The organism is Nocardioides sp. 503 (assembly GCF_004522095.1).
In the GTDB taxonomy this organism is placed as follows: Bacteria; Actinomycetota; Actinomycetes; order Propionibacteriales; family Nocardioidaceae; genus Nocardioides.
In genome coordinates this window covers 49,169-65,550 of the sequence record NZ_SPUI01000011.1, presented here as the reverse complement: position 1 = coordinate 65,550, position 16,382 = coordinate 49,169, and the positions used below count along the sequence as shown (strand labels likewise).

Sequence of the window (16,382 nt, the reverse complement as noted above, 5' to 3'; positions counted from 1 at the left end):
GGCGCTCAGGCGTCGTGGCGGGCAGGCGGCACGGTGAGCGCGGCGATCGCGGTCGTGAGCGGCACGGCGAGCACCAGCCCGATGCTGCTCACGAGCGAGCGGACGACCTCGGTCGCGATCTCCTCGGTGCCGAGGAGGTCGGTCAGGGGCCGGTCGTAGAGCTGCAGGACGAGGAGCAGGGTGAGCGCGGTGCCGGCGTAGGCGAAGACGATCGTGTAGATGGTCGAGGCGATGTGGTCGCGGCCGATCCGCATCCCGCTGGTGAAGATCTGGGTGCGGCTCATCGTCGGGGACGCGCCGCGCAGCTCCCACACCGCCGACGCCTGCGTGATCGTGACGTCGTTGAGGACGCCCAGGCCCGCGATGATGACCGCCGCGGCGAGCAGGTCCGGGAAGCTGATCGACGGCGTGAACGTCGTCAGGAAGCCGCCCTCCTCACCGGCGATGCCGCTGAGGTGGGTCGAGCGCACCGCCCACCAGCCCACCAGCGCGGTGATGCCGAGCCCGGCGAGGGTGCCTGCGAGGGCCGTGCTCGTGCGCACCGAGAAGCCGTGGGTGGTGTAGAGGACGACGTACATGATCGCGGTCGCGGCCACCAGGGCGACCGGGATCGCCGACTCCCCGGTCAGCAGGGCGGGGAGCGCGAAGAAGAACATCACCAGGCTCGCGAACCCCAAGCCCAGCAGCGCCATCACCCCGCGCAGCCGGGCGATGGCGACCACCACCACCACGAACACGATGCCCAGCAGCCACAGGGCTCCGGTGCGCTTGGTGCCGAAGTAGGCGTACGTCGCGTCGCCCTCCGCCTGCGGCTGGCGGACCAGCTCGAGCCGGTCGCCCGCCCCGAGGCCCGAGGCGGTGACCTGGGGTGGGACCTCGACCGCGACCTCGGTGCCCTTGTCGGCGCCCTCGTCGACGGTGGCCATGATCCGGCCGCACTGCTCCTCCTCGGGAGAGACCTCCGCCGAGGCGCAGACGGGCTCGACCTCGTCGACCACCGCCTCCGGGAAGCTCACGCCCTCGGCGGCGAAGCCGACCGAGCCCTGCAGGTCGTCGGCGGCGCTCCCGTCGGGCCAGAGCAGCAGCAGCCCCACGAGCGCGGCGATCCCGACCGCCGCGAGGACGCCGAGCAGCCCGAGCCGGGCGCCCCGGGCGACCTGCACGTCGTCGTCGGCCCCGGCACGGTGCGAGTGCGAGTGTCCGTGGCCCATGGCCGGAATCCTCCCACCGCTCCGCCGTCCACCCCACCGGTGGTGGACGAGGGACGAAGTCCCGTCTCGAGCCGCGCCGCATGTCTAGGGGTTTCGAGACAGGCGCCGGCGCGCCTTCCTCAACCCCCGGGTCGCTAGCAGGGCGGCGCGCTACCCCAGCGACGCCGGCAGGGTGCGGTAGCCGCGCAGGATCCGGGTCGGCCGCCGCTCGGCGCCGGGCAGGAGCCGGAGGTCGGGGTGGCGCTCGTGCAGCCGCTGCAGCGCCACGCGTCCCTCCATGCGGGCGAGCGCGGCGCCCAGGCAGTAGTGGCGCCCGGCCGAGAAGGAGACGTGCTCGTGAGCCTCGGCCCGGGTGATGTCGAAGCGGTGCGGGTCGGGGAAGACGTCCGGGTCCCGGTTGGCGCCCGCGAGCAGGACGGTGACCACCGACCCGCGCGGCACCCGCACGGACGCGATCTGCGTGTCCCGCACGACGGTGCGCCCGGTGAGCAGCACCGGCGGGTCGTAGCGGAGGACCTCCTCGACGACACCGCCCCACAGCGAGTCGTCGTCCAGGGCCCGGGAGCGCTGGTCGCGGTGCCGCTCGAGGAGCGCGATGCCGTTGCCGATGAGGTTGACGGTGGTCTCGAAGCCCGCGGCGAGGACGAGCCCCGCGGTGTTCTTCAGCTCCGCGTCGGTCAGCAGGGCGCCCTCGTCGTCACGGGCGACGGCGAGCTGGCTGAACAGGTCCTCGCCGGGCCGGCGGCGCGCCCGCGCGAGGTGCTGGGTGAGCCAGGCGTCGAAGTCGCGCAGGCTGCGCTCGACGCGGGCGAGCTCGGTCACGCCCAGCCCGACGTCCAGGCTGGGAGCCGCGCCCGCCCCGAAGCCGCGCACCATCTCGGTCTCGCTCTCGGGGACGCCGAGGATCTCGCAGATGACCCGGACCGGCAGCCGCGCGCAGTAGCGCTCGACGAGGTCGACGGGCTCGCCCTGCGGGAGGTCGTCGAGGAGGCGGTCCGCGATCTCCTCGGTGCGGGTCTCGAGGCGCTGCACCGCTCGCGCCGTGAAGACGCGGGTGACGAGCCGACGCAGCCTGGTGTGGTCCGGCGGCTCGATCGCGAGCAGCGACGGCGGGCGGATCGGGCTCATGGGCGCCGTCGTCTGCGCCCAGTCGCTCATCCGGCCCAGCGCGCCCTGGCCGCGCAGCTCGACGCCGGCCCGGACGTCGGGGCTGGCGAGGACCTCCTTGACGGTGGCGTGGTGGGCGGTGATGAACGACAGCCGGGAGCGGTGGAGCGGGCCGCTGGCCCGGATCTCGTCGAAGAGCCCCACCGGCGTCTCGGAGCCGGTCGAGCGCACCAGGGCCGCGGCGTGCAGGTCCCCACCGCGAGCCTGCGCGCGGATCGCCGTCCACGGGACCGCGTGGCCCAGGCCCCAGCGGGTGGCGAACCGGGCGCCGCGTCCGAGGCGGCCGACCCCTGGGGTCGCCGCACCCGCTCGTGCGGAGTCGCTCGTCGTGGTCATCGCCGTGCCTCCTCGTGTCGTTCGATACCGAACGGTATCCGATACCGTGGAGTATCCTCGGCCGCATGTCAACGACGGGGGAGCGGGTCCGGGTGCGACGCCCGAGCCGGACCGAGGTCCGCGCGACGCTGCTGACGGCGGCCGCCCGGGTCTTCGGGCGGCGCGGCATCGACGGCGCCAGCCTGGACGACGTCGCGGCGGAGGCCGGCTACACCAAGGGCGCGGTCTACTCGAACTTCGGCAACAAGGACGGGCTGGTCGCCGCCCTCGCGGAGGACCGGGCGGCGGCGTACCTCTCGCTCGGGCTCACCACCGCCGCGGCCAGCGAGGGGTCCCTGCCGGCCATCGCCCGCACGCTGGGCGACCGCCTGGACGCCGCCTCCGAGGAGGAGCGCGACTGGCACCTGCTGTTCGTCGAGCTGTGGCAGCGGGCTGTGCGCCAGGACCCGGCCGCCGCGGGGTTCCGCGAGCGCCGTACGGCGATGCGCGACGCGATCGCGGACGCCGTCCGGCTGCACGCCGAGGCGAGCGGCTCGGAGCTGACGATCCCCGCCGAGCACGTCGCGGTCGCGATCATGGCGCTGGCCAACGGCATGGCCATGGAGCGCCTGATCGCCCCGCACGAGGCGCCCGACGGGCTCACGGGTCAGGTGCTGGCCGGGCTGGCCGAGGCGTTCACGCGCCCGTCGGCGCCGGACGCCTGAGGCCGCGCGTCAGCTGACGTAGAGGGCGGCGCCGATGATGCCGGCCTTGTTGCGCAGCTTGGCGGGCACGATCGGGGTGTCGATCTCGACCAGCGGCAGGAAGCTCTCGGAGTGCTTGCTGACGCCGCCGCCGACCACGATCAGGTCGGGGGAGAAGAGCTTCTCGACCGTGCGGTAGTAGCGGGTCAGCCGGGCGGCCCACTCCTCCCACGACAGGTCCTCGCGCTCCCGGGCGCTGTTGGCCGCGCGGGCCTCGGCGTTGGCGCCGTCGACCTCGAGGTGTCCGAGCTCGGAGTTGGGGACCAGCACCCCGTCGTGGACGAACGCGCTGCCGATGCCCGTGCCGAGGGTCGTCACGATGACGAGGCCCGACTGCCCGCGCGCCGCGCCGAAGCGCACCTCGGCGAGGCCGGCGGCGTCGGCGTCGTTGACGGTGCGCACCGTGCGCCCGGTCGCGCGGCTGAAGAGCGCGTCCGCGTCGGTGCCGATCCAGGACTGGTCGATGTTGGCGGCGCTGCCGACCACGCCGCGGCGTACGACGCCGGGGACCGTGACCCCCACCGGCCCCTCCGCGTCGGGGAGCTGGGCCAGCAGGTCCACCAGCACCTCGGCGACGCGCTGCGGCGTCGAGGGCTGCGGCGTCGGGATCCGCACCCGGTCGGCGGCGAACTTCCCGGCCTGCACGTCGACCGGTGCGCCCTTGATGCCGGAGCCGCCGAAGTCGACCCCCACCGGGGTGGCCACGTGTCGTCGGGTCGGCAGGTGGGGTCGTGGCAGGCGCATGGGTCCTCGAGAGGTCGGCTGACGGGATCGGCTCAGGATCGCGGGGTGGCCGCGCGCGGGTCAAGCCGGGGCGAGCGCCGCGTGCGCCTCGAGGAGGGACGGGCCGTACCAGGTGATCAGCCGACCGCTCACGAGCCGGGTGGGCGTGCGGGTGAACGCCTCGGGACCGTCATCGGCCGTGAAGACGTAGGGCTCGTCGGGCAGCAGCACGACATCGGCCCTGGCGGCGTCGATCTCCGCGGCCTCGACCTTCGGGTAGCGGTCGGCGTGGTCGGCGAAGACGTTGGCGAGCCCGGCCCGGCGCAGCAGGTCGCCGGTGAACGTCGAGCTCCCCACCACCATCCACGGGTCACGCCACACCGGCACCGCGCACGTGCCGGTCACCGGCGGCAGGGGCCCGCACCACAGCTCGCGCGCCTGCTCCAGCCAGTCGGGGCGCGGCCAGCCGAGGACGTCGTCGAACAGCTCGTCGTAGGCCGCGACCGCGTCGGGGACGGTCTCGATCACCGTGACGTGCACCCGGACGCCGGCGTCGCGGAGGCGGCGTACGTCGAGCTCACGGTTCTCCTCCTTGTTGACGACCACGACGTCCGGCTCCAGGGCGCGGATCGCGGCCAGGTCGGGGTTCTTGGTGCCGCGCACGCGCGTGACGTCGAGGTCGGCGGGGTGCGTGCACCAGTCCGTCGCGCCCACGAGCGCCTCCGGGCGCGCCTGGGCCAGCGCCTCCGTGATCGAGGGGACGAGGGAGACGATGCGGGTCAGGGCCATGCCGACATCCTCGCTTCCGTGGGTTGAGGAGGTTGCGCAGCAACCGTCTCGAAACCCAGCGCCCTCGTGGTGGTGCAGAGGTTTCGAGACGGGACTTCGTCCCTCCTCAACCCACGACGGTGGCCATCAGACATTCCTGCGGTACTGCCCGCCGACCTCGAAGAACGCCTCGGTGACCTGGCCGAGGGAGCAGACGCGGGCGGCGTCCATGAGGACGGCGAAGACGTTCTCGCCGGAGACCGCGGCCTCACGGAGGCGGGCGATGGCGGCGGCCGACTCCTCGGTGTGCGCGGCCTGGAAGGCGCGGACGCGGCGCAGCTGCGACTCCTTCTCGTCGTCGGTCGCGCGGGCGAGCTCGATCTCCTGCGGGGCGGCGCCGGTGTCGGCCTTGCGGAAGGTGTTGACGCCGATGATCGGCAGCGAGCCGTCGTGCTTGCGGTGCTCGTAGAGCATCGACTCGTCCTGGATGCGGCCGCGCTGGTAGCCGGTCTCCATCGCGCCGAGGACGCCGCCGCGCTCGTTGATGGCGTCGAACTCCGCCAGCACCGCCGCCTCGACGAGGTCGGTGAGCTCGTCGATGACGTACGAGCCCTGCAGGGGGTTCTCGTTCATCGCCAGCCCCCACTCGCGGTTGATGATCAGCTGGATCGCGAGCGCCCGGCGCACCGAGTCCTCCGACGGGGTCGTCACGGCCTCGTCGTAGGCGTTGGTGTGCAGCGAGTTGGCGTTGTCGTAGATCGCGATCAGGGCCTGCAGCGTGGTGCGGATGTCGTTGAAGTCCATCTCCTGCGCGTGCAGGGACCGGCCGCTGGTCTGCACGTGGTACTTCAGCTTCTGCGAGCGCTCGTTGGCGCCGTAGCGCTCCTTCATCGCGACCGCCCAGATGCGGCGGGCGACGCGGCCGATGACGGAGTACTCGGGGTCCATGCCGTTGGAGAAGAAGAACGACAGGTTGGGCGCGAAGTCGTCGATGTCCATGCCGCGCGCGAGGTAGGCCTCGACGTAGGTGAAGCCGTTGGCGAGGGTGAACGCGAGCTGGCTGATGGGGTTCGCCCCGGCCTCGGCGATGTGGTAGCCGGAGATCGAGACCGAGTAGAAGTTGCGCACCTGCTGCTGGATGAACCACTCCTGGATGTCGGCCATCATCCGCAGCGAGAACTCCGTGGAGAACAGGCAGGTGTTCTGCCCCTGGTCCTCCTTGAGGATGTCGGCCTGCACCGTGCCGCGCACGCTCGCGACCGCGTGCGCCGCGAGCATCGCGCGCTCCTCCTCCGACGGCTCGCGACCCTCCTTGTCGCGGAAGGCGTCGACCTGCTGGTCGATGACGGTGTTGAGGAAGAACGCCAGCACCGTGGGGGCGGGGCCGTTGATCGTCATGGACACCGACGTGGACGGCGCGACCAGGTCGAAGCCGTCGTAGAGCACCTTCATGTCGTCGAGCGTGGCCACCGAGACGCCGGACGTGCCGACCTTGCCGTAGACGTCGGGGCGCGGGTCGGGGTCGCGGCCGTAGAGCGTCACGGAGTCGAACGCCGTCGAGAGCCGCTTGGCGTCGCCGTCGGCCGACAGGATCTTGAAGCGGCGGTTGGTGCGGGCCGGGTCGCCCTCGCCGGCGAACATCCGGGCGGGGTCCTCGCCGTCGCGCTTGAAGGGGAACACGCCGGCGGTGAAGGGGAAGTAGCCCGGGAGGTTCTCGCCGCGCCAGAAGCGCACCAGCTCGCCGTGGTCGGTGAAGCGCGGCAGCGAGACGCGCGGGATCTTGTTGCCGCTCAGCGACTCGCGGGTGAGCCGGGTGGTGATCTCGCGGTCGCGCACCCGGGTCACCTGCTCGTCGCCGGAGTACGACGCCACGACGTCCGGCCAGCGCTTGAGCTGCTCCGCGACCTCGTGGGGCAGCGCCTTGCGCGCCTGCTCCAGCAGCGCAGGAACGCCGCCCGCGTCCAGGCCGTCACCGGCCGCCAGCTCCGCGGCGACCAGCTCCAGGCGCTGCACCCGCCGCGCGGCCTCGACGAGCTCGGCGGTGCGGGCGTGGTAGCCGCGGACGGTCTCGGTGATCTCGGCGAGGTAGCGCACCCGCTCGGAGGGGACCACCTGGCGGATGCCGGAGGAGTGCTTGACCTCGACGGGCGCGAGCGTGCCCTCCGAGACCGGGAGGCCGCGCTCGGCCAGGAGGCCGCGCAGGTGCTGGTAGAGCGCGGTCACGCCGTCGTCGTTGAAGGTCGCCGCGGAGGTGCCGAAGACCGGCATGTCCGCCGGCTGCTGGCCGAAGGCCTCGCGGTTGCGGACCAGCTGGCGGCCCACGTCGCGCAGCGCGTCCTTGGCGCCGCGGCGCTCGAACTTGTTGATCGCCACGAGGTCGGCGAAGTCCAGCATGTCGATCTTCTCGAGCTGGGAGGCGGCGCCGAACTCCGGCGTCATCACGTACATCGAGGTGTCCACGAACGGCACGATCGCCGCGTCGCCCTGGCCGATGCCGGGCGTCTCGACGACGACCAGGTCGAAGCCGGCGCCCTTGATGACGTCGAGGACGTCGCCGAGGTGCTCGGGCAGCTCGTGGGCGCCGCGGGTGGCGAGGGAGCGGAAGAAGATCCGGTCGCCGTCGAGGCTGTTCATCCGGATCCGGTCGCCGAGCAGGGCCCCGCCGCCGCGGCGCCGGGTCGGGTCGACGGCCAGCACCGCGATGCGCAGCTTGTCCTGCTGGTCGAGCCGGAAGCGGCGTACGACCTCGTCGGTGAGCGAGGACTTGCCGGACCCGCCGGTGCCGGTGATGCCCAGGACCGGGGCAGCGTGCCGGGCGCCGGCGGCCCGCAGCTGGTCGAGCACCTCGGCGGGCAGCTGGCCGCGCTCGGCGGAGGTGATCGCCCGGGCGATCGCGAAGCGGTCGCCGCTGAGCACCTGCTCGGCGCTCACCTGGCGCCCGCCCCACAGGTCGAAGTCGCAGTCCTGGACGACCTGGCTGATCATGCCGACCAGGCCCAGGCGCTGGCCGTCCTCGGGGGAGAAGATGGTGACGCCCGACTCGCGCAGCCGGGCGATCTCGGCGGGCACGATCACGCCGCCCCCGCCCCCCACGACCTTGACGTGGTCGGCGCCCTGGGCGCGCAGCGACTCCACGAGGTACTCGAAGTACTCGACGTGCCCTCCCTGGTAGGAGGACACGGCGACGCCCTGCACGTCCTCCTCGATCGCCGCGTCCACGACCTCCTGGACGGAGCGGTTGTGGCCCAGGTGGACGACCTCCGCGCCCTGGCTCTGCAGGATCCGCCGCATGATGTTGATCGAGGCGTCGTGGCCGTCGAACAGCGCCGAGGCCGTGACCAGGCGCACGGGGTGGGTGGGGCGGTACGGGTCCGACATCGGTCCTCCGGGTGCTCACGGATGGGGCGTGCCCCCAATATAGTAGGACGTCCTAGTAATTCGGTCATCCAGACCGGCCGCACACCCTCGGCCGCCACCCTTACAGTTGGCGCGAGACGTGCGGAGGAGGGCGAGGTGAGGGCGATGGACGACGGCCGTCCCGCGCCTCCTCGTGGGCTGCCCGACTGGATCGTGCGGGCGCTGCCCGACGGGCTGTGGGTCGTCGACGAGGTCGGCCGGACCGTGTTCGTCAACGAGCGGATGGCCCAGATGCTGGGCGTGGCGCCCGACGAGGTGGCCGGCTACGACGTGGCCCAGGCGCTCGACGACGACGGGCTGGAGGTGCTGCAGCAGCACCGGCGCCGCCTGCGTGAGCAGGAGGACGTCACCACCGAGGTGGAGTGCTGCGTGACCCGCACCGACGGGACCGAGTTCTGGGCACAGGTGCGCTGCACGCCGCTGCGCGACGACGACGGCGCCCTGCGCGGGTGGCTGCACCGCGTCAGCGACCACACCGAGCAGCGCCGGGTGCTGGCGGAGTCCCAGCGGCGCGAGCACCAGCTCGCCGAGGCCCAGGAGATCGGACGCATCGGCAGCTGGGACCTCGACCTGGCGACCCGCCAGGCGGAGTGGTCCGAGCAGACCTACCACCTCTGCGGGGTCGACCCGGACACCTTCGAGGCCACCCCGGAGTCGTTCTTCGAGCTGCTGCACCCCGACGACCGGCCCCTCGCCCGCGAGGCGTTCGAGCGGATGGTGGCGGGCAGCGACACCCTGGAGTTCGAGGCGCGCGTCCCCGGCGAGGGCGGGCCGCCCCGCTGGGTCCACGCCCAGGGCGTCGTGACCCGCGACCGCGACGGCACGCCGCTGCGCATGGGCGGCACGCTCCAGGACGTCACGGCGGCCAAGGAGAACGAGCTCGGGCTGGGCTTCCTCAGCGCCATGGCGTCGGCCGCCAACGACGCCCGCACGCTGGAGGAGGTGCTCAACGCCGCCGAGCAGCACGTCATGCCCTACGCCCAGTGGCCGGCCGTGCTGGTGGGCGCCCCCTACCTCGAGGACGGCGGCCTGTGGTTCATCGACGTGGCGTGGGACAAGCATCCCCAGGACGTACGGCGTGCCGCGCGCGCCCTGGCCACGCGCGCCGGAGAGGCCCAGCGCACCCTCACCGAGGTCGGCCCGGGCGGCACCGCGCTGGTCGCGGGCCCGGTCGTCTACGGGGGCCGGCTCGCCGCGGTCATCGTCTCGGACTCCCTCGACCCGGTCGCCCCGCGCCCCTCGGACCTCGCCGTCTTCAACCAGATGCTCGGCTTCCTCGCCCGGGTCGCGGAGCGCGAGTGGGCGGCCGAGGAGCTCGCCGCCGCGCGTGACGAGGCGCTGAGCGCGTCGCGGGCCAAGTCGGACTTCCTGGCCACGATGAGCCACGAGATCCGCACCCCGCTCAACGGCGTCATCGGCCTCAGCGAGCTGCTGCGGCGCACCGAGCTGACCGCCCACCAGCAGCGCCTGGCCGCCGGCGTGGACCAGGCCGGCCGCACGCTGCTGGCCCTGGTCAACGACATCCTCGACCTCTCCAAGATCGAGGCCGGCCACCTCGAGCTCGAGGAGGTCGACTTCGACCCCCGCGACGTGCTGGAGCAGAGCGTCGGCCTGGTCGCCGAGAAGGCCCGCGAGAAGGGCCTCGAGCTGGTCGTGACCGGCGCCCCCGACCTGCCGCGGCTGGTGCGCGGCGACCCGGTCCGGCTGGGCCAGGTCGTCACCAACCTCGCAGCCAACGCGGTGAAGTTCACCTCCGAGGGCGAGGTGGTGGTGCGCACGACCGGTCGCCTCGGCGAGCACGGCCCCGAGCTGCGCGTCGAGGTCACCGACACCGGCGTGGGCGTCCAGGAGGAGGCGCGGGGCCGGCTGTTCGACGCGTTCAGCCAGGCTGACAGCTCGACGACCCGCGAGTACGGCGGCACCGGCCTCGGGCTCGCGATCAGCAAGCGGATCGTCACCGCCATGGGCGGCGAGATCGGGGTGGACAGCGAAGTCGGGGTCGGCAGCACCTTCTGGTTCACGGCCGCCTTCGAGCCCCCCGAGGGGCCCGGCCCGCGCCGCGACGCGTCCCGCGAGGAGTCCGTCGAGGGCCTGCGCGTGCTCGTGGTCGACGACAACGGGACCAACCGCACGAGCCTGGCCGAGCAGCTGGGCGTCTGGCGGGTCGACACCACGGTCGCGGAGTCCGCCTACGAGGCGCTGGTGCAGCTCGACGCGTCGGTCCGCACCGGCACGCCGTACGACGTGGTGCTGCTGGACCACCACATGCCCGGCGTCGACGGCGAGCAGCTCGCCCGGATCCTGCGGGCCGAGGAGCGCCACGACCAGACCCGACTGGTGCTGCTGTCGGCCGCCGAGGAGCCGACGGCGGAGTGGCTGGGCGACGTGGGCGTCGACCTGTTCGTGAGCAAGCCGGTGCTGCCGGCGCGGCTGCTCGACGTGCTGGCCATCCTCGGCGGTCGGATGGACCCGGCCGGCGCGGGCGTCGTGGACCCGGCGTCCCCGGCCGCGGGCGTCTCCGGGCGCGGGCGGGTGCTGGTCGTGGAGGACAACAACGTCAACCAGCTCGTCGCCGAGGGGGTGCTGCGCCGGCTGGGCTACGACGTGGTGCTGGCCGACAACGGCGCGGCCGGCGTCGCGGCGCTCGCCGACGCGCCCCACGGGTTCGACGTGATCCTCATGGACTGCCAGATGCCGGTGATGGACGGCTTCGACGCCACCCGCGCCATCCGCGCGATGCAGCGCGGCACCGGCGTGCGCACCCCGGTGGTCGCGATGACGGCCGCCGCGATCGCCGACGAGCGCGAGCGCTGCCTGGCCGCCGGGATGGACGACTTCCTCTCCAAGCCCGTCGACGTCGACCTGCTGGAGGCGACGCTGGCGCGCTGGGTCCCCGAGCGCCCCGAGCCGGTCGCCCCCGACCCGGAGCCCGTGGAGCCCCCGGACTCCTCGGCCGCCCGCCGCCTGCGCGAGCTCATCGACCGCGACGGCATCCCGCGCGAGCTGGTCTCGCGGATGATCGAGCGCTTCGTCCCCACCGCGACCGCCACCGCCGAGCGGCTGCGCCAGGCCACCGCCGACGGTGACGCCGCGGAGGCCGCCCGCCAGGCCCACGCCCTTCGGGGCAGCTCCGCCACCCTGGGGCTGCTCGCCCTGGCCGAGCTCTGCGAGGGCCTCGAGCGCCGCGGCCTCGCCGGTGGTCTGCCCACCGCGGCCCACCTGGCCGACCTCACCGTCGCCCTCGACCGCGCCGCCGACGAGCTCGCCGACTTCGCGCGCCGCGGCCTCGGCTGACGCGCCGACCTCATGTAACACGTCGATATGACCTCTTCCACGTTGATATTTCGACGTGGAAGAGGTCATAACGACGTGTTACACGCATTCGCGGTCACCACCCGCCGGCCAGCCACCACCCGCCCCCTAGGGTCGGAGGCATGGAACAGCGCACCCTCGGACGCACCGGCCGCCTCGTCTCCGTCGTCGGCCTCGGCACCTGGCAGCTCGGCGCCGACTGGGGCGACGTCTCGGAGAGCGACGCCCGCGCGGTGCTGGAGACCGCCGCCGAGGAGGGCGTGACGTTCTACGACACCGCCGACGTCTACGGCGACGGCCGCAGCGAGCAGATCGTCGGACGCTTCCTGGCCGACCACGCCGACGCCGGCTTCACGGTCGCCACCAAGATGGGGCGCCGCGCCGAGCAGCTCCCCGAGAACTACACGCCCGACAACTTCCGCGCCTGGGTCGACCGGTCGCGCCGCAACCTCGGCGTCGACACCCTCGACCTCGTGCAGCTGCACTGCCCGCCGTCGGCGGTGATCGACGACGACGCGACCTACGACGCGCTCGACGCGCTGGTGGCCGGCGGCTCCCTGGCGGCGTACGGCGTGAGCGTCGAGACCGCCGCGCAGGCGCTCAGCGCGATCGCGCGCCCCGGCGTCGCCTCGGTGCAGATCATCCTCAACGCCTTCCGGCTCAAGCCCCTCGACGAGGTGCTGCCCGCCGCGGAGGCCGCCGGCGTCGGCATCATCGCGCGGGTGCCGCTGGCCTCGGGCCTCCTCTCGGGCCGCTACGACGCCACGACGACGTTCGCCGACGACGACCACCGCACCTACAACCGCGACGGCAGCGCCTTCGACATCGGCGAGACGTTCTCGGGCGTCGACTTCGAGACCGGCGTGGCCGCGGCCCAGGAGTTCGCGGCGCTGGTGCCCGAGGGCCTGACGCCGGCCCAGGCCGCCATCGCGTGGGTCTGGCAGCAGCCCGGCGTCTCCACGGTCATCCCGGGTGCACGCAACGTCGACCAGTCGCGCTCCAACGCCGCCGCCGGCCAGGCCGGTCCGCTCGGCGAGGAGGTCGAGGAGGGCGTGCACCGCATCTACGACCAGCGCTTCCGCGCGGCCGTTCACGAGCGCTGGTAGGGCACCGCCAGCTCGGTCTCCCCGCCGCGCCCGCGCAGCGTGACGCTGGCGTGGCGCCGCCAGCCCGACGACGCGTCGTCGCCGGCCGACTCCACCGTGTGCCACGCGGCGAGCAGCCGGCCGTCGACGTCCTTGGCGAGGTCGGTGATGCGGGCCGCGGAGTTCACCGCGTCGCCGATGACGGTGTACTCGAAGCGCTCCTGGTGGCCGACGTTGCCGGCCACCACCTCGCCGGTGGCCACCCCGATGCCGGCGCCGATCTCGGGCACCTCCGCGGTCAGGCGCGCGGCCATGGTGCGGGCGGCGGCCAGCGCCGCGCCGGCGTGGTCGTCCAGCTCGACCGGCGCCCCGAAGATCGCGAGCACCGCGTCCCCGATGAACTTGTTGACCAGCCCGCCGTGCCGGTCGACCTCGTCGACCACGACGGCGAAGAAGCGGTTGAGGACCTGCACGACCTCGGTGGCCGAGTGCGCCTCGGCGTACGTCGTGGAGCCGACCAGGTCGACGAAGACCACGGACACCACGCGGGTCTCGCCACCCAGCTCGACCTCGCCGTCGGCCGCGGCCCGTGCGACGTCGCGCCCCACGTGGCGCCCGAACAGGTCGCGCAGGTGCTCGCGCTCCCGCAGGCCGCTCACCATCTGGTTGAACCCCGACTGCAGCAGGCCGAGCTCGGTGCCGTCGTAGACCGGGACCTCCCGGTCGAGGTCGCCGCGCTCGACGTCGAGGAGCGCGTCGTGCACGGACAGGATGGGCGCGACGACCGAGCGTGCGTTGAGCACCGTCAGCAGGAAGCCGAACACCAGGATGACTCCCGCCAGCACCAGCGCGGTCACCGCCAGGCGCACCAGCGAGGTGCCGTCGTCGGTCAGCGCCACGATCGCCGCGACCAGCAGGCCCACGACCGGCGCCCCGGTCCCGAGCCACCAGAACAGCACCATCCGCCCACCCACCCCGGCGCCGCGCGGGCGGCGGCTGACCGACTCGCCGGCGAGCGCCCGGGCGGCCAGCGGACGCAGCGTGAACTCCGTCAGCAGGTGCGCGACCCCGCACGACACGAGTCCGGCGATGCCCACCGTCAGGCCGGTGCTCAGCGCGCGGCTGGGCTGCAGGACCACCGCGAGCAGCGTGAACAGCGCGGTGGCGACCAGCCACATCCCGGCCTGCATCAGGGTGAGGCGCAGCGGCACCCGCAGCGCCGTACGACGGTCGTCGTCGTCGGGCGCAGTGCCGGTCGTGGCCCACCGCAGCGCCCGCAGGGTCGTGGCCGTGCCGACCGCGGCGCCCACCACGACCGCGGCGGCGACGTAGACGGGCACGGCGATCGCCAGCGACAGCACCGTGGCGGGGGAGGGGCGCGGTGCCGGCACGACGAAGTAGGAGATGACGAAGACCAGCACCGCCCCGACGACGTTGGTGGTGACCAGGAGCGCGGTCAGCAGGACCTGCACCCGGATCCGCAGCGCACGGGCCGACTGGTCCGCTGCGCCGAGCAGGCGCGAGCCGAAGGGGTTGCGGCGGCGCACGTCGGTACGGCGGTCCCCCATGGGCGCGAGCCTAGTGCCGGCCGACCGCGACGATGCCGCGCTGCTGGGACCGGCATCGCATACTGGGACGCGTCATGACCGGCTCCCCCCTGCGCAGCGCCCTGCTCCTCCTGGCGGCGCTGGCCGGCATCGGCGGGGTCGCGTTCGTGCTCCAGCAGTCGCTCTACGCCGGCCGCGAGCCGCTCGACCTGACCGCCGACCTGGGCCCGGGCGCCGTGCCCGCCGCCGCGCCGGCGACCGCCGCCGCGGCCCCCGCGAGCACCCTGCCCAACATCGACGCCGCGTGGGTCAGCGCGACCGCCGCCCGGGCCGGCATCCCCGAGCGGGCGGTGCTGGCCTACGCCCGCGCCACCGTGCAGGCCGATCCCGACTGCGGCCTCGGCTGGACGACCCTGGCCGGCATCGGCTGGGTCGAGTCGCAGCACGGGACGATCGGCGGACGCACACTGCGCGAGGACGGCACGTCGTCGCGGCGCATCCTGGGCCCGGCGCTCGACGGGGTCGGCAAGGTCGCCGCCATCCGGGCGACCGCGGAGTCCACCCGCTGGCACGGCGACCCGCAGTGGGACCACGCCGTCGGGCAGCTGCAGTTCATCCCCTCCACCTGGGAGACCTGGGCCTCCGACGGCGACGGCGACGGCCGCTCGGACCCCAACGACATCGACGACGCCGCCCTCGCCACCGCCCGCTACCTGTGCCACGACGGCCGCGACCTCACGACCGGCACCGGCTGGGCCGGCGGGATCTTCTCCTACAACCACGCCCAGGCCTACGTGGACGCCGTCTACGCCGCCGCCACGTCGTACGCCTCCCGCACGAGCTGATCCGTCCCCGTCCCGGCGACCTCGGGCCACTTGGGCCGCGCCCGTACCCTGGCCGCGAGGGGAGTACCTCGCCCAGCACCGCCCGGTCAGTACGACGGCTCCACAGCCGTCTCGGGCGGTCGCCGGCCGCACGCGGCCGGTGAGGAAGACCTCAAGTGATCACCACTTGAGGAGACCCATGCTCTCGACCACCCTGCCCGCGCCGCTGGCGCTGGACACCATCGGCACCCCCGGTCTGTGGACCGTGACCATCGCCGCGGTGGCGCTCCTGCTCGTCGTCGACTTCGTCGTCACCCGCCGGCCCCACGAGGTCTCCATGCGGGAGGCCCTCGCCTGGTCGGCCTTCTACGTCGCGCTGCCGCTGGCGTTCGGTGGCTACGTCTGGTCCCAGCACGGCAGCCAGCGCGGCGTCGAGTACTACACCGGCTACGTCGTCGAGAAGGCGCTCAGCGTGGACAACCTGTTCGTCTTCATGCTGCTGCTCGCGGCGTTCGCCGTACCGGCCGCGCTGCAGCAGCGGGTGCTGCTCTACGGCATCATCGGCGCGCTCGTGATGCGCGGCGCGTTCATCGCGCTGGGCGCCGCAGCGCTGAGCGCCTTCGACTGGGTGTTCCTGGTCTTCGGCCTGGTGCTGCTGGCCACGGGAGTCAAGCTGCTCCGCGACGCCCTGAGGGGTCAGGACCACGAGGTCGACGTCTCGCAGCTGCGGGTCGTGCGCGTGGCCCGCCGGTTGATGCCGGTCACCGACGACTACGACGGTGCCCGCATGACCGTGCTGCGCGACGGCCGCCGCGCCCTCACCCCCCTGGCCCTGGTCGTGGTCGCGGTCCTGGCGACCGACCTGGTCTTCGCGATCGACTCGGTGCCGGCCGTCTACGGCATCACCGGTGACCCCTACCTGGTCTTCGCCACCAACGCGTTCGCGCTCCTGGGCCTGCGCGCGCTCTACTTCGTCCTGAAGGGCGCGCTGGCCCGCCTCGTGCACCTGGGCTACGGGCTGGCCGCCATCCTGGGCTTCATCGGCGTCAAGCTCGCGCTCCACTGGGCGCACCTGACCTGGCACTCGGTGCCGGAGATCCCGACGCTCGCCTCCCTCGGCGTGATCCTGGCGATCCTCGTGGTCACCACCCTCACCTCGCTGGCGGCCTCCCGGGACGGATCGACCGGCACGCCCGAGGAGCCGGCGCCGGCCGCGGAGCCGGCGGACCAGCACTAGAACCTGTTCTCG

General features: G+C 73.5%; 11 protein-coding genes. 5 read left to right on the top strand and 6 right to left on the bottom strand.

Annotated features, from left to right (window positions below; all coding sequences use genetic code 11):
* Positions 1 to 5: 5 nt before the first annotated feature.
* Together E4622_RS21635 and E4622_RS21630 are read right to left on the bottom strand one after the other, a co-directional pair.
* Positions 6 to 1,211, bottom strand: a complete 1,206-nt coding sequence (locus E4622_RS21635; protein WP_134742307.1) for a YibE/F family protein — start codon at positions 1,209 to 1,211, stop codon at positions 6 to 8.
* Between the two features lie 150 nt (positions 1,212 to 1,361).
* Entirely contained in the window at positions 1,362 to 2,714 is a 1,353-nt protein-coding gene (locus E4622_RS21630) for a cytochrome P450 (protein WP_134742306.1), read from the bottom strand.
* A 65-nt stretch (positions 2,715 to 2,779) separates the two neighbouring features.
* Here E4622_RS21630 and E4622_RS21625 point away from each other — a divergent pair, with 65 nt between their 5' ends.
* A complete protein-coding gene (locus E4622_RS21625) occupies positions 2,780 to 3,418 on the top strand; it encodes a TetR/AcrR family transcriptional regulator (protein ID WP_134742305.1) in 639 nt (212 codons plus the stop codon).
* 9 nt (positions 3,419 to 3,427) lie between these two features.
* On the opposite strand, the gene ppgK is transcribed toward E4622_RS21625, so the two are convergent.
* The 3 genes from ppgK to icmF all read right to left on the bottom strand — a co-directional run bounded on the left by ppgK (position 3,428) and on the right by icmF (position 8,326).
* Positions 3,428 to 4,201, bottom strand: coding sequence for a polyphosphate--glucose phosphotransferase (ppgK, locus tag E4622_RS21620; protein WP_134742304.1), 774 nt, complete (start codon positions 4,199 to 4,201; stop codon positions 3,428 to 3,430).
* A gap of 60 nt (positions 4,202 to 4,261) precedes the next feature.
* Positions 4,262 to 4,969, bottom strand: a complete 708-nt coding sequence (locus E4622_RS21615) for a helical backbone metal receptor (RefSeq protein WP_134742303.1) — start codon at positions 4,967 to 4,969, stop codon at positions 4,262 to 4,264.
* A gap of 126 nt (positions 4,970 to 5,095) precedes the next feature.
* Positions 5,096 to 8,326: a fused isobutyryl-CoA mutase/GTPase IcmF gene (gene icmF, locus E4622_RS21610; protein ID WP_134742302.1), complete on the bottom strand. Its 3,231-nt coding sequence runs from the start codon at positions 8,324 to 8,326 to the stop codon at positions 5,096 to 5,098.
* A 144-nt stretch (positions 8,327 to 8,470) separates the two neighbouring features.
* Here icmF and E4622_RS21605 point away from each other — a divergent pair, with 144 nt between their 5' ends.
* Together E4622_RS21605 and E4622_RS21600 are read left to right on the top strand one after the other, a co-directional pair.
* Positions 8,471 to 11,659, top strand: coding sequence for a response regulator (locus E4622_RS21605; protein ID WP_245156153.1), 3,189 nt, complete (start codon positions 8,471 to 8,473; stop codon positions 11,657 to 11,659).
* Positions 11,660 to 11,799: 140 nt separating this feature from the next.
* Positions 11,800 to 12,783 carry an aldo/keto reductase gene (locus tag E4622_RS21600; RefSeq protein ID WP_134742300.1) on the top strand — a complete coding sequence of 328 codons (984 nt, stop codon included), beginning with the start codon at positions 11,800 to 11,802 and terminating at the stop codon, positions 12,781 to 12,783.
* On the opposite strand, the gene E4622_RS21595 is transcribed toward E4622_RS21600, so the two are convergent.
* Positions 12,768 to 14,330, bottom strand: coding sequence for an adenylate/guanylate cyclase domain-containing protein (locus E4622_RS21595; RefSeq protein WP_134742299.1), 1,563 nt, complete (start codon positions 14,328 to 14,330; stop codon positions 12,768 to 12,770). The genes E4622_RS21600 and E4622_RS21595 overlap by 16 nt on opposite strands.
* A 74-nt stretch (positions 14,331 to 14,404) precedes the next feature.
* Here E4622_RS21595 and E4622_RS21590 point away from each other — a divergent pair, with 74 nt between their 5' ends.
* Positions 14,405 to 15,154: a lytic transglycosylase domain-containing protein gene (locus E4622_RS21590; RefSeq protein WP_209022042.1), complete on the top strand. Its 750-nt coding sequence runs from the start codon at positions 14,405 to 14,407 to the stop codon at positions 15,152 to 15,154.
* Between the two features lie 178 nt (positions 15,155 to 15,332).
* Entirely contained in the window at positions 15,333 to 16,370 is a 1,038-nt protein-coding gene (locus E4622_RS21585) for a TerC family protein (protein WP_134742297.1), read from the top strand.
* Positions 16,371 to 16,382 lie beyond the last annotated feature (12 nt).

Excerpts from the sequence above, each read along its gene's own strand:
- E4622_RS21635 (WP_134742307.1), bottom strand. The coding sequence starts at position 1,211 with ATGGGCCACGGACACTCGCACTCGCACCGTGCCGGGGCCGACGACGAC.
- E4622_RS21630 (WP_134742306.1), bottom strand. The coding sequence starts at position 2,714 with ATGACCACGACGAGCGACTCCGCACGAGCGGGTGCGGCGACCCCAGGG.
- E4622_RS21625 (WP_134742305.1), top strand. The coding sequence starts at position 2,780 with ATGTCAACGACGGGGGAGCGGGTCCGGGTGCGACGCCCGAGCCGGACC.
- ppgK (WP_134742304.1), bottom strand. The coding sequence starts at position 4,201 with ATGCGCCTGCCACGACCCCACCTGCCGACCCGACGACACGTGGCCACC.
- E4622_RS21615 (WP_134742303.1), bottom strand. The coding sequence starts at position 4,969 with ATGGCCCTGACCCGCATCGTCTCCCTCGTCCCCTCGATCACGGAGGCG.
- icmF (WP_134742302.1), bottom strand. The coding sequence starts at position 8,326 with ATGTCGGACCCGTACCGCCCCACCCACCCCGTGCGCCTGGTCACGGCC.
- E4622_RS21605 (WP_245156153.1), top strand. The coding sequence starts at position 8,471 with ATGGACGACGGCCGTCCCGCGCCTCCTCGTGGGCTGCCCGACTGGATC.
- E4622_RS21600 (WP_134742300.1), top strand. The coding sequence starts at position 11,800 with ATGGAACAGCGCACCCTCGGACGCACCGGCCGCCTCGTCTCCGTCGTC.
- E4622_RS21595 (WP_134742299.1), bottom strand. The coding sequence starts at position 14,330 with ATGGGGGACCGCCGTACCGACGTGCGCCGCCGCAACCCCTTCGGCTCG.
- E4622_RS21590 (WP_209022042.1), top strand. The coding sequence starts at position 14,405 with ATGACCGGCTCCCCCCTGCGCAGCGCCCTGCTCCTCCTGGCGGCGCTG.
- E4622_RS21585 (WP_134742297.1), top strand. The coding sequence starts at position 15,333 with ATGCTCTCGACCACCCTGCCCGCGCCGCTGGCGCTGGACACCATCGGC.